Raw genomic sequence first — 12,499 nt, forward strand, 5'->3', positions numbered from 1 at the left:
CTATTTGTGCAACAACAGGAGCAGCACCTGTACCTGTACCACCACCCATTCCTGCTGTAATAAATACCATATCAGCTCCATCAAGAGCTACCATGATATCATCACGGCTTTCTTCAGCAGCTTTTTCACCTTTTGAAGGATCGCCACCAGCGCCAAGACCATTTGTCAATCTATTACCTAATTGTACTACGTTGCTAGAGCTAGACATTTCTAAGACTTGAGCATCAGTATTCATTACCCAAAATTCTACACCGCCTAATCCAGCTGCTATCATTCGATTAACGGCATTTCCACCGCCACCGCCAACACCGACTACTTTAATATTAGCCTGATTGTTTGCACCTTGAGAATTGCCTCTTGGTAACATGTCATCTAAGTTTTTTGGCCCAAAGTTATTATCCACTTATGCTTGACCTCGTTTTTATCCTAACTAACACTACATTATATTACTATTTTTAAAAAATAACAGGTGATTTAAACTTGAAATATTATAAAAAATTCTTGCACTTAAAACTATGGCCACTGCCATAAACAAATCTGCATTCATTATATCGCCAAGATAAACTAAACCGATAGCAATGATTGTATTTAATATAAATTCTATTACAAATAACGTTGTATTGAAATGATTATTTAATCTGGCTTTAAATCCTACAAAAATAAAATCTATTGCAGATAAAGCTGTGATAGCAAGGTATTTAGCACTTAGTACAGGAATACTAAATGGAAATAAGCTTCCTATTATCAATCCTATTATAAGACCAACTGAAGGTAACCACATAATTAAAAATCTCCTGCTAATATTATAGTATTATCTGCTGGAATTTCTAACTTGTTATATTTTTCTATTGAATATTTTATCCCTGCTACCTGGAAAGTTGGTAAGTGTTCTTTTTCTGCTGATTTTATCAATTCTTGAGGGTTTCCTACTGCTTTTATTACAAAAGGTGGAGCTATTCTAGTTTTGTTAACCAAAATAGTAGGCCCTACACAACGAATTCCAGTACGGGAAGTTATTCTCTCATTGTTTAATGATATTGCTTCTGCCTTAGCAGCCCATAAATCATTAATTAAATTCAGTAAATCAGTATTATGGATTAATCCGATATTAGGATTTTCGTATAATTCCAAAGGTTTGTCACTGTCAGATAATTTGATAACAATGCCAGGCCCAATCTTTTTATGAGTACCGGTAAATCTTGATAACATCAGTATTTCTTGCTTTTCCTTACTTTCCAACATCTGAGCCAGACTATGATTTAAAAGAAGTATCTCAGATTCAATCATTGCATTGGATATTTCAACATTATTAATGGTTTCTTTTAATTTTTGAATTTTAAAATGTGCAGGATTACTTGTTTTATAATTATCTGATTTTCCTTCAACCTTTGTAATTAGGCTAAAAGAGGTTATGAATCCAAGAATTATAAAGAATATAAAACCATTTAATCTTTTTGAATCAATGTTATACGGTTTATATTCTTCAGATGATATGTATGGCTTAATAAAGATTTTCCAGTCCATATCCCTTTTTGCTCTCATTTATCCTCTAAAACCTGTTTTTATGTGATAACTTGCAGAATAACAGGTTAATAACTTAATTATAACTTAGCATACCATGTTATAAAAAAATATTTAGATCTTTATTAAAGGTATTATTATCAAACTTTATTTAAATATTTAAAGCCTGGTTTTGAAGTTAATTAAAATTTCAAGCAAGTCTGGTTCTGACGCAGATTGTAAGTATGTATTCTACCTCTGTTTTGTAACGGGTTTCATCATATAATTTATAAATAGTACTTTTATATTATGTAAAAAAATGTTAATTTTTGTTTACATACTTAATAAATCCTCCTTTTTAAGTAAAATTTAATAAGGATTTTTCCTTATGGTATATGTAATCATATAATTGAGTAAGCAGTATAGCAGGTTTGTATGTTTAAAAATTTCAATAAAACTGAAAATGTTAATAAAACTGATATTTTGAAGAAGCAGTTTGTAACTAATCCAATAAATTTAAAAAATATTGGAGCAGGATTTGATAATATTAATCAAAAATTGGATACATTAATTGCCTCTTGCGACCCTGATATTAAGAGCAAAGGAATATCAGAAATTGTTGATAGCATAAGCTCACTATCTGAACAAGAAATTTTACTTTTAATGTCAAGTAATAATGAGGTTATAAGGAGTATTGCAGCAAAAGCATATGTTGATAAAGCTCCTGTGAATTTGTTTTATGATTTAAAAAATATGCTTAAAGATGAAAATAAGTATCTGAGAGAATCAGCAGTGATTTCTTTGTGTTATTTAAATTCAGTTGATACTCTTAAATTGCTGGTTAGGGCCACAAAGGACAATTGCTCTTCAATTAAGCTAAAAGCGCTAACAGGAATAGCTGATATTGCAGCAACATATTCAAATCAGCAAGCAAAAGAGATTCTCCAGCAATTCTTAACTGATGAAAATTCAGAAATAAGAGAATTTGTCAGTGATGAATTGAGTATTTTAGGTTAATTTTAGAATTTTAAATTTGGTTATATAACTGTTAATTTTTCAAATCATTAATTATTGGTGAAAACTTCACCAATTTGAGGATTGGTACGTCTTATAAAATCTCTCACATCAGAAATTACAAAGTTTCCTACCTGTAAACAAGTTGGGAAAAATATTCCTTTTCCGGTAGCTATTGCAATATTGTCCTGTGTAACACTTATCACGGTTCCAGGTTGATGATTATCTGTATGATTTTCCAGATATACGCCTGACCAGATTTTTATTATGCATCCTCTAAAACTTGTTATTGCACCCAAAAATGGATTTAGAGCCCTTATAAATCTATCTATGTAAGCTGCATCCTTTGACCAATCAATTAAAGTATGACCTTTTTCAGGAATTATATTTGGTGCAAGCATAAAATCACCATTTTTTAGTTGAGGTTTTCTAGCTGGCTTTTCTCCTTTTTCAAGCTTGTTTATTATATCAATAAGCATATGCGTGGTTTGAAGATTTAATCTATTAAATAAAGTGCCTAGAGTCTCATCAGGCTCAATATTTGTTTCCCATTGACTAATTATATCCCCTGTATCAAAAGAGCTGTCCATATAATGAATAGTTATGCCGGTTTTCTTTTCATTATTTACGATACCATGGAAAAATGGATTTCCTCCTCTATATTGAGGTAATAGGGAAGGATGGCAGTTAATAAAACCTAAAGGTGGAATTTCAAGAAGTTCTGGTGGTAAAAGATGATCAAATGAGCAAACTACAGCCAGATCAGGTTGTAATTCCCTAAAAGCATTAATAAAATTTTCTTCTTTAGGAGAATTATTAAAAGCTAAACAAGGAATATTATATTGTTCTGCTAAACCAACCATCATGCCATATGCATAATGTGAAGGAGTTGGTGGAACAACAACAATAATATTTTTTTTATGCTGCATAAGAGTATTAAAACATACTATTCCAGCTTCTGGGACACCAAAAAAAGCTATTTTCATAAAAAGTTAGTCTTTCTACAAACTATTTTTCAATAATTTAAGTATATTATTGTTTAGTCAATAAAGCCAATCTAGTTAACTTGATAAGTTATCGACTATAGCTTTTGAAACAAGCAGACTTAATTTAAAGTTATCAGTTTTCGTTGTAGTACTACTAAAATATTAGTTATTGTATAGTTTAGCCAGGTAAGTTCCAAAGTATGCAGATATAAGACCCAATATAGGACTTAAAAAGAGATAACTCATACTGCTCAGTATTTCACCCTTTTTAATTAATACTAATGATTCATAGCTAAATGTACTGAATGTAGTAAATCCACCAGCAATACCTATGGTTAAGAATATTATTAAATTAGGATTTATGTTTTCGACTCTATCGGCAGCTAAAGCCAATACAAAGCCTAAAAATAGGCTTCCGGTAATATTTATTATAAATGTACCATAAGGATATTCAGCTCCTAAAAATTTATTGGAAAGAACTGTAATGATGAACCTAAGAACTGCTCCAATGCCACCGCCGATAAAAACCATAATATAATTGTACATAATAGAACTACCTCCTTAATGATAATGAAGTAGAAGCTATCAGCCCATTAAAGCGAGCATTACCCACTTATTCTGGCAGTTCGGTTCTTGCGAACACTGGCGAGCCTCATCACCTAAATTTAACCTATTATTACTATAAAAATAAAATCTCTTAAATCATTTATTATAAGCAAATGTTATAAATTAATTAATTTGATACGATTATTTTGCCCCATTAGGATTAAAATATGATTTTTGACAGCAATTGGGGTAATTATATAAAAATTTTTAAATTCTATAACCTAGCAGTATGATTAATCATGTATAAGTAACTAATTTATTAAATGTTTTTTATATAGTATTTTCATGGAACTAACTATTTTGTAAGTAGAATAAGTAGGAAGGGTTATTAGTATGGAAAAACAATATTTGTTAGTTGCAGAACAAATGATATTTAGAAATAACAGATTAACTGCAATTAATATATGGGATCAGCTCACTGCTATACATTCACCAGCAAAATTTAATTTTGATCTGGCATTTATATGTGGTCCAAGCTGGCAACCTGGTGAATATGACTTAAAATTCAAAATAAAAGCAGTTACAACAGGAGAAGAGTTTGAAGTTGGCGCTATAAAAGTTAAAATAACAAGTGAACAGTCAGTATTTAATGCTATTGCTTCAAACGTAAATATAGCTATGGGTGAAGAATCAGGTAACGTTATCTTCATTGTGGAAAGAGACGGACAGGAAATTTATTCAAGAGAATATCCGGTTGTTTATTTCTACAAAATTAAGCAAGAAAGCCAAGAGGCTCAAGAACCTGTAGAGGCATAAAATAAATTCTTATAATTCAATAATCTGATAAGTTTGTGAATAAGGTGGAGATATTTCCACCTTATTTACGTATTTTTATAGCCTGCTTCCTTGTAACCAGCAATTAAGGACGCAATAAAAAAGATGCAAATATTGCATCTGAATAAGCGTGGCTAGGTTCGTCTATAATTTCATCTACCGTTACTTGTGGTATTTTGTGAGGGAGCTTGTCTGTTCTGTTGCTGTGTAGTCTGGTTGCCAGCAGGACCTTGAGTCATATTACCTTGCTGCTGTTCCTTCTGAGTTTGTGGCTGTTGATTTTCCAGAGGAGCAACTGTTTCCTGTTGTTGTCCTGTTTGCTCAGTTGTTCCTGGTGCTTGCTCCTGTGTTTGTTGTTGTATATTTACTTGAATATTCTCAGTCGTTTGATTTAATCCTTCAGGAATTTCTGTCCTGCTCACAAAATATATTAAAGCAATAATCCCTATAACCAAGATTACAAATACAACTATTCCTGCTAATAAAGCATTGTTTCTTCTATCTTCTGCCATGATTTCTCCTTACTTATTCTTGAATTGTTAATACTCTTATTTATTAGGGAATTATAAGTGTTTCACCATTTCTTTAAAATTCACCTTACGGGCAATCAAATTGGACAAACTATTATTATCTTTTAGGACTAAAAACAATATTTTTTCTTACCGTACCCGGCTTTGTCATTACACATAATGACAATTTATTTTTTTGACCAATTGAATAAGTGCATCACCCCGTCAGGTAAATTATAAAGAAACAAAATAGTATATTAATCGTCCAAATTAATGTGCAAACTTTAAATACTCTTTAAAACAAATTTCAATCTCACTCCAATATAAATGAATATGGGTAGAGGACTAACAAAGAAGGAAGGTAAAATGGCTATACCAGAAATTGCAAAGCTTGATAAGAATTCGGCAAAGATAGATTTTGATTATTTAGCTGATCTTGAAGAAGATGAACTTGTAGTTGACAAAAAAGATGCTATCATCGAAAACGATGATTTTGACCTTGATTTAAACGATATCGAGGAAGATGTAGTTGAAGTTTCTGCTCCTAGTAAGCGTAAAAAAGCTATAACCAAAGAATTTAAAGCTGATGATATTTTACAAATGTACCTCAGAGATGTTGGACGTAAGCGTATGTTAACTTCCACTGAGGAAATTGAGCTAGGCAGAAAAATTAAAGAAGGCTCAAAAAAAGAAGCAAAAGAAGCTAAGAATAAATTAATACAGGCTAATTTAAGATTAGTAGTAAGTATTGCTAAAAAATACGTTGGACAAGGTGTACTCTTTATGGATCTGGTTCAAGAGGGAAGTTTAGGCTTAATGCGTGCTGCTGAAAGATTTGATTACAGACGTGGATTTAAGTTCAGTACATATGCTACCTGGTGGATCAGACAAACTATTATTCGTTGTATAGCTAATACATCAAGAACAATACGTATTCCTGTTCATATGTCAGATAAAATTAGACAACTTAAAAAAGCTAAAGTTGAATTAGCACTTGAGTTAGGGCATGAACCTAATTTAGAAGAATTAGGTAAAAGAATGCAAATGCCAAAAGATAAAGTTGCTAATATTAAGAAGGCTATGTCAAGGGAACCTATAAGTCTTGATATGCCAATTGGCGAAGACTTGTTCCTTGAAGATTATGTACCTGACAGTACACACACAGCCCCACATAATAAAGCTGTTAGTAGTCTATTACATGAAGACATTAATGAAGCTTTATCAGTACTTTCTATTCGTGAGCAGAAAATCATTAAAGAAAGATTCGGATTAAATGGTGGAAATAGCAAGACTTTAGAGGAATTAGGAAGAATGTTTGGTTTTTCTAAAGAAAGAATAAGACAAATTGAAGACACAGCTATTAAAAAGCTCAGAGCCTCACATCAAGCAAAACATCTAAAAGAATATATTTCATCATAATTTAGATATAAAAAATATTAAAAACCACCTTATAAGGTGGTTTTTAATATTTTTAGGAGTTAAAATATGGGTAGTATTTCGGAATTATCTGAGGGAAAAATGCTCATTAAAAAACTTGCTAATAACTTTGATTTCTGGCTTAGAAATAAAGTAAAGTTTTCACGGGGAAATTATTTTATAAAAAATGAGTCGAAAACAGGATTATTTGATCATTTAAATGATGAAGACAAGCAAATAGCAGCGCTAAAAGAAATTGAATATTGTAAAAAGTATAATTTATGCAGACTTAAAGAGGATTCAACTAAAAGAAATTATCTTGAAACCTTATATACAATTGAACTTTTAGATAATAATTTAAACTTAACTTCTAATGATATCTCCATTCTTGATATAGGTTCTAAAAATTGGTTTTATGCTCAAGGAGAATATAATTTCTTTAAAAACGCCTATTTTGAGAAAAAAATTCAGTTAACAGGCATAGAAATAGACCCTTTCAGAGTATATACAAACTTATATTCAAGATATGATTACGCTAAATATCATATTAGAAATCTTGAAAATACAAACTATATTAAGGGTGATTTAATGCATCATGAAGGTAAATATGATTATATAACCTGGTTTTTACCCTTTGTAAGTCAGAAGCCCTTATTAAATTGGGGATTGCCACTAAAATACTTTAAACCTGAAGAAATGTTATCTAAAGCTTATAACCTTCTAAAACGTGATGGAAAAATGATTATTGTTAATCAAGGAGAAGAAGAATATTCAGTACAAAAGGAATTACTTAAATCTTTAAACATTAAATACAATGATAAAGGCGTTTTCGAAAGCATTTTTCTTGATTATAATTATAAAAGATTTGTTATAATTACCGAATAATGTATTAAAATATAACAAATCAAACATCTTTAAGATTTTTCTATTTAAATATTGTTACATAATGGCTAATATAAAATATAATGCTATAATATATACAAATGCAGACCATTTCAACAGGGATCAGGAGGGAATAGTATGGCCAAAGTTCTTATCTCAATGTCTGATGATTTTTTAAGTATGATCGACAGCTTTGCTGCTAATGAGCAAAGAACACGTAGTGAACTGGTTAGAGAAGCTTTAAGAAATTACATTAGAAGAAGCAGAATTACTAACACAGAAGCAAACGAAAAAAGAGCAGAAGTTCTTGAAAATCTTTTAGATTAAACATTAAGAGAATCATCATGGCAGATATTTATGATTTTATAAAAGAATTAGCAAAGATAGATATTGAAATTGAAGACAAAGAACATAACTTTTACTCATTGAAAAGTTATGTTAAAAGGGTAGAAGAAGATAGAATTCTTATCGATACTCCGAGTAACAACGGGGTTACTTATAATATACCCGTTGGACAAACCATTAGCCTAGGTATCCATGCGGATGGAGGAATATATCTAGGAGAAAGTAAAGTTATTGATAAGGAATTATCAACTATATCAGGATTATGGATTTGTCATCCTTACTTTACACAACATATTCAAAGAAGAGAATATTTAAGAGTACCTGCTAGTCTTGAAGCAGAGCTTACAGTGTTCATAGATAGACAAAAAACTGAAAAAAAAGTTTATAACATAAAAACAAAAGATATAAGTGGAAGTGGTTTTAGCTATACATCAAATGAACCTTTAGACCAATATTACGATATAGAATGTACAATATATATAAACGACTCAGATAATGAACCTGTAATCTCAAGATGTGAACACGTTTATAGTAAAAAGATAACTTATAACGGAGAAATCAGATATATTAATGCATTTACTTTTGTTGATATAAAACAAAAAGATGTGGGAAGACTGGTAAAAGCCAGCTTTAAATACCAGGTAGAGTTAAGAAAAAAGGGCTTTATAATAATAGAAGAATAAGATATATATTCTCTTATTTATCATTTCTGTACAAAAAGATGGGGTTTATAAACCCCATCTTTTTGCTAATACTTATAAACTAATTATAAATTAGAATACTAAGCCACCTTCTCTAGCTGCATCTGCAAGAGCCGCAATTCTACCGTGATATAAGAAGCCGCCTCTATCAAATACTACTGATTCAACTCCAGCTTTTTTAGCTCTTTCTGCGATAAGTTGACCAACTTTTTTTGCAGATTCAACATCTCCACCATGAGAACTTTGGTCTTTTAATGTTGTTTCTGTGGTACCAGCGGATGCAAGAGTAACACCTTTAATATCATCAATTATTTGAGCATAAATATGCTTGTTACTTCTATAAACACTTAATCTTGGTCTCTCTGAAGTACCACTAATTTTAACCCTAATTCTGTTATGCCTTTTTGCTGCTATTTCTTTTCTGTTTTTTTGTTTAATCATAGTTATTCACCTAAGCTTATTTACCTGTTTTACCAGCTTTTTTACGTATGTACTCACCTTGATATCTTATTCCTTTGCCTTTATAGACTTCAGGAGGTCTCTTACTACGAATTAAAGCAGTAAGATCACCAACAGCTTGTTTATCTGCACCTGATACCGTTATTTTATTAGTTCCTTCGACTTTTATATCTAAGCCTTCAGGAGGATCTATTTTAACAGGATGGCTATAACCAAGAGCAAGTATTAATGTATTACCTTCTTTTGTTGCCTTATAACCAACTCCATGTATTTCTAGATTTTTTGAGAAACCTGTATTCACACCATTAACAAGATTATAAACAAGTGTACGGCTTAATCCATGAAGAGCTCTTGTTTTACGCTCATCATTCGTTCTTTCAAGAATTATTTTACCGTCTTCTTGTTTTACAGTAATTTCAGACCTAATTGCTACATTTAGAGTTCCTAAAGGTCCTTTAGCTGTAACAACATTATTTTCAATTTTAACTTCAACTTTATCTGGAACCACTACTGGGGCTTTACCAATTCTGGACATTGTAATTTGTCTCCATTTCCCGATATATCTAACTACCTCTCCCTAAAACTTTTCTCGGAATTACGAATTAGGGTTTAGATGATTATATCATCTACCATACATAGCAGAGAACTTCACCACCAATTTTTTCTTTTCTTGCTTTTCTATCGGTTAATAGTCCTTTGCTTGTGCTTACTATAGCAATTCCTAATCCACCAAGTACTTTAGGTAAATTTTGTGATTTACTATATACTCTTAGGCCAGGTTTACTAATACGACGTAAGTTTGTTATTACTGGAGCTCTATTAGCTCCATACTTTAAATCCACGCTTAAGACTTTAAATTTACCAACTTCTTTAACAGCGTAATTTTCAATATAACCTTCAGATTTAAGTAAGACAGCAAGTTGTTCTTTTTGCTTTGAGCTAGGCATCTCAACGCTTGAATGTTTTGCTATATTACCATTTCTTATACGTGTTAGCATATCTGCTATTGGATCTGTATTCATTCTTATTTCCTCTCTTAGGAGTTAAATTACTTACTAACTAATCGCTTTACTTACTTAAATGAACTAAATATTTACCAGCTTGCTTTGGTAACTCCTGGAAGTAAGCCTTGATGAGCCATTTGTCTGAGATGTAGTCTACAAAGTCCGAAATCACGATAATATCCTTTTGGACGTCCACATATACTACAACGATTATGCAGTCTTACTTTAGGATATTTCCCTTTTGCAACTAATTCTCTTCTATGTTGCTCTTTTTCCATCATTGCTTTTTTTGCCAAGGTATATCTCCTTTATGTTATTTCTTTCTGAATGGCATTCCTAATTCTGATAATAAAGCTTTCGCTTCTTCATCAGTTTTAGCTGTGGTTATAATTGATATATTCATTCCTTTAACCATATCTACTTCATCGTAGTTAATTTCCGGGAATAGAATTTGTTCTTTTAAACCAATTGAATAATTACCTCTACCATCAAAACTCTTATCATTCACACCCCTAAAGTCTCTGATCCTTGGAAGAGCGATACTAATGAGCTTTTGTAAGAAGTCATACATTTTTTGACCTCTTAAGGTAACCATTGTTCCAATAGGCATACCTTTTCTTAACTTATAGGTAGCTATTGATTTTTTAGCTCTTGTAACAACAGGCTTTTGTCCTGTGATTTTGGTTAATTCCTGAACTGCTGCATCTAAAATTTTAACGTTTTGAACAGCTTCTCCAACACCCATATTGAGTACTACTTTTTCAAGCTTAGGCACTTCATAAGGGTTTGCATAACCAAATTGTTTTTTTAGAGCTGGTACAACATCTTCTGTGTATTTTTTCTTAAGATCTTTAGTTATTGCCATTATTCTGATCCTTAATCTACTTGTTCACCACATTTTTTACAGACGCGAACCTTGCGGCCACTTTCTAACACTTCATGTCTGATCCTTGATGGTTTTTCACATTTTGAGCAATAAAGCATTACATTTGATGCATTAATAGGAGCTTCAAGCTTTACTAATCCACCTTGAATGTTTTTCATTGGATTAGGTTTCATAGCCTTAGTAACTATATTAACTCCTTCAACAACCACTCTACTTGCTTTAAGTAAAGTTTTTTTGATATTTCCAATTTTACCTTTATCTTTACCGGAAATAACAAGAACTCTATCGCCTGTTTTTACGTGTAATTTATTTTTCTGATTTGAACTAGCCATGATTATTCTCCTAAATTACCTCTGGAGCCAGAGAAACGATTTTCATGTAATTTCTTTCTCTAAGCTCACGTGCTACAGGTCCAAATACACGTGTGCCTGTAGGGTTACCATCTTTGTTAATTATTACAGCAGCATTTTCATCAAATCTGATTGTTGTACCATCTGTTCTTCTTAAACTGGCTTTGGTACGCACAATAACTGCTTTAACAATGTCAGATTTTTTAACAGGCATATTTGGTGCTGCATCTTTGACAGCTGCAACGATGACATCACCTATTCCAGCGTATCTCTTATTAGAGCTCCCTAAAACTCTAATACATAAAAGCGTTTTTGCGCCAGTATTATCTGCTACATTTAATCTTGTTTCTTGTTGAATCATCGTTTTTTTCCTTATTATTGGAATAAATAGTCTAAACCTGAACAGCCTTTTTAACTACTTCAGCTACTGTCCAACGTTTTGTCTTACTAACTGGTTTTGTTTCTACAATACGAACTTCATCGCCTTCAATACAAGCATTGTTTAAGTCATTTGCCATATAGTTTTTTGTCTCAGCAATGATTTTCTTGTATATTGGGTGTGATCTGAATTCTTGGACTTCAACCACAACGGTTTTATCCATTTTATTACTTACTACTCGACCAAATTTTTCTTTCTTAGGCACGTTTAAAAACCTCCATGGATGAGCTAAACGTATAGCTCTCGGCTTATTTTTGTAACTGTTTTTCTCTCATAACGGTTTTAAGTTGAGCGATTTCATTTTTAGCACTTGCAATTTCTGCTGTATTTTCAAGCTTATGAAGTGATTTATTTAATCTAAGCTCCAGTAATTTTTTTCTTAAAGCAATTACTTGTTCGCCTAGTTCATCGATTGTTCGCTCACGCATTTCACTTAGTTTCACTTTACTCACCACCATTTAATTATTTTTCTATGATTCTTACTTTTATAGGAAGTTTTTGAGCTGCTAATTGAAGTGCGGTAACTGCAACCTCTCTATCTACACCAGCAAGTTCGAAAAGAATTCTGCCTGGTTTTACAACTGCTACCCAATATTCAGGGTTACCTTTACCTGAACCCATACGAGTT

The 12,499-nt window shown here is 31.7% G+C and carries 20 protein-coding genes and 2 pseudogenes (2 of these 22 running past the window's edge); 6 read left to right on the plus strand and 16 right to left on the minus strand.

Translation table 11 applies throughout. From position 1 onward, the window contains the following. From A2255_01940 to A2255_01950, 3 genes and pseudogenes are all read right to left on the minus strand, one after another. Positions 1 to 367 (minus strand): annotated as a pseudogene (locus tag A2255_01940) (cell division protein FtsZ); it reaches 663 nt to the left of the window's first position. A 69-nt stretch (positions 368 to 436) separates the two neighbouring features. Beyond that, positions 437 to 781, minus strand: a complete 345-nt coding sequence (locus A2255_01945; protein OGI22656.1) for a hypothetical protein — start codon at positions 779 to 781, stop codon at positions 437 to 439. A 2-nt stretch (positions 782 to 783) separates the two neighbouring features. Beyond that, positions 784 to 1,542: a hypothetical protein gene (locus A2255_01950; GenBank protein OGI22657.1), complete on the minus strand. Its 759-nt coding sequence runs from the start codon at positions 1,540 to 1,542 to the stop codon at positions 784 to 786. A gap of 393 nt (positions 1,543 to 1,935) precedes the next feature. Between A2255_01950 and A2255_01955 the strand changes: the two genes are divergently transcribed. Next, positions 1,936 to 2,517, plus strand: coding sequence for a hypothetical protein (locus A2255_01955; protein ID OGI22658.1), 582 nt, complete (start codon positions 1,936 to 1,938; stop codon positions 2,515 to 2,517). A gap of 47 nt (positions 2,518 to 2,564) precedes the next feature. Here the strand turns inward: A2255_01955 and A2255_01960 are convergent, their stop codons facing one another. Both A2255_01960 and A2255_01965 read right to left on the minus strand, forming a co-directional pair. Continuing rightward, positions 2,565 to 3,500 carry a hypothetical protein gene (locus A2255_01960; GenBank protein ID OGI22659.1) on the minus strand — a complete coding sequence of 312 codons (936 nt, stop codon included), beginning with the start codon at positions 3,498 to 3,500 and terminating at the stop codon, positions 2,565 to 2,567. A gap of 162 nt (positions 3,501 to 3,662) precedes the next feature. Continuing rightward, positions 3,663 to 4,046, minus strand: a complete 384-nt coding sequence (locus A2255_01965) for a hypothetical protein (protein OGI22660.1) — start codon at positions 4,044 to 4,046, stop codon at positions 3,663 to 3,665. Positions 4,047 to 4,439: 393 nt separating this feature from the next. Here A2255_01965 and A2255_01970 point away from each other — a divergent pair, with 393 nt between their 5' ends. Next, positions 4,440 to 4,862, plus strand: coding sequence for a hypothetical protein (locus A2255_01970; GenBank protein OGI22661.1), 423 nt, complete (start codon positions 4,440 to 4,442; stop codon positions 4,860 to 4,862). A 170-nt stretch (positions 4,863 to 5,032) separates the two neighbouring features. Here the strand turns inward: A2255_01970 and A2255_01975 are convergent, their stop codons facing one another. Next, entirely contained in the window at positions 5,033 to 5,392 is a 360-nt protein-coding gene (locus A2255_01975; protein ID OGI22662.1) for a hypothetical protein, read from the minus strand. A gap of 324 nt (positions 5,393 to 5,716) precedes the next feature. On the opposite strand from A2255_01975, the gene A2255_01980 reads away from it, so the two are divergent. The 4 genes from A2255_01980 to A2255_01995 all read left to right on the plus strand — a co-directional run bounded on the left by A2255_01980 (position 5,717) and on the right by A2255_01995 (position 8,715). Next, positions 5,717 to 6,808, plus strand: a complete 1,092-nt coding sequence (locus tag A2255_01980; protein ID OGI22663.1) for a hypothetical protein — start codon at positions 5,717 to 5,719, stop codon at positions 6,806 to 6,808. A 66-nt stretch (positions 6,809 to 6,874) separates the two neighbouring features. Further along, entirely contained in the window at positions 6,875 to 7,690 is an 816-nt protein-coding gene (locus A2255_01985; GenBank protein OGI22664.1) for a hypothetical protein, read from the plus strand. A gap of 135 nt (positions 7,691 to 7,825) precedes the next feature. Next, positions 7,826 to 8,014 carry a hypothetical protein gene (locus tag A2255_01990; protein OGI22665.1) on the plus strand — a complete coding sequence of 63 codons (189 nt, stop codon included), beginning with the start codon at positions 7,826 to 7,828 and terminating at the stop codon, positions 8,012 to 8,014. Between the two features lie 17 nt (positions 8,015 to 8,031). Beyond that, complete coding sequence (locus A2255_01995) at positions 8,032 to 8,715, plus strand: hypothetical protein (GenBank protein ID OGI22666.1); 684 nt, start codon at positions 8,032 to 8,034, stop codon at positions 8,713 to 8,715. 90 nt (positions 8,716 to 8,805) lie between these two features. Here A2255_01995 and A2255_02000 read toward each other — a convergent pair whose 3' ends face one another. From A2255_02000 to A2255_02045, 10 genes and pseudogenes are all read right to left on the minus strand, one after another. After that, positions 8,806 to 9,174: a 50S ribosomal protein L18 gene (locus tag A2255_02000; GenBank protein ID OGI22667.1), complete on the minus strand. Its 369-nt coding sequence runs from the start codon at positions 9,172 to 9,174 to the stop codon at positions 8,806 to 8,808. Positions 9,175 to 9,190: 16 nt separating this feature from the next. After that, entirely contained in the window at positions 9,191 to 9,727 is a 537-nt protein-coding gene (locus A2255_02005; GenBank protein OGI22668.1) for a 50S ribosomal protein L6, read from the minus strand. Between the two features lie 91 nt (positions 9,728 to 9,818). Next, positions 9,819 to 10,214: a 30S ribosomal protein S8 gene (locus tag A2255_02010; GenBank protein OGI22669.1), complete on the minus strand. Its 396-nt coding sequence runs from the start codon at positions 10,212 to 10,214 to the stop codon at positions 9,819 to 9,821. 71 nt (positions 10,215 to 10,285) lie between these two features. Then, entirely contained in the window at positions 10,286 to 10,492 is a 207-nt protein-coding gene (locus A2255_02015; protein ID OGI22670.1) for a 30S ribosomal protein S14 type Z, read from the minus strand. Between the two features lie 17 nt (positions 10,493 to 10,509). After that, on the minus strand, positions 10,510 to 11,061 hold the full coding sequence (locus tag A2255_02020) for a 50S ribosomal protein L5 (protein ID OGI22671.1): 552 nt from the start codon (positions 11,059 to 11,061) through the stop codon (positions 10,510 to 10,512). A gap of 11 nt (positions 11,062 to 11,072) precedes the next feature. Then, the gene (locus A2255_02025) at positions 11,073 to 11,414 is read right to left on the minus strand and encodes a 50S ribosomal protein L24 (protein ID OGI22672.1); all 342 of its coding nucleotides are present in this window, start codon (positions 11,412 to 11,414) and stop codon (positions 11,073 to 11,075) included. Positions 11,415 to 11,424: 10 nt separating this feature from the next. Continuing rightward, positions 11,425 to 11,793: a 50S ribosomal protein L14 gene (locus A2255_02030; protein OGI22673.1), complete on the minus strand. Its 369-nt coding sequence runs from the start codon at positions 11,791 to 11,793 to the stop codon at positions 11,425 to 11,427. Positions 11,794 to 11,824: 31 nt separating this feature from the next. Next, a complete protein-coding gene (locus A2255_02035; GenBank protein ID OGI22676.1) occupies positions 11,825 to 12,034 on the minus strand; it encodes a 30S ribosomal protein S17 in 210 nt (69 codons plus the stop codon). Between the two features lie 85 nt (positions 12,035 to 12,119). Next, the gene (locus A2255_02040) at positions 12,120 to 12,329 is read right to left on the minus strand and encodes a 50S ribosomal protein L29 (GenBank protein OGI22674.1); all 210 of its coding nucleotides are present in this window, start codon (positions 12,327 to 12,329) and stop codon (positions 12,120 to 12,122) included. A gap of 4 nt (positions 12,330 to 12,333) precedes the next feature. Further along, a pseudogene (locus A2255_02045) lies at positions 12,334 to 12,499 on the minus strand (50S ribosomal protein L16); it runs 239 nt beyond the window's last position.

The organism is Candidatus Melainabacteria bacterium RIFOXYA2_FULL_32_9 (assembly GCA_001784615.1).
In the GTDB taxonomy this organism is placed as follows: domain Bacteria; phylum Cyanobacteriota; class Vampirovibrionia; order Gastranaerophilales; family UBA9579; genus UBA9579.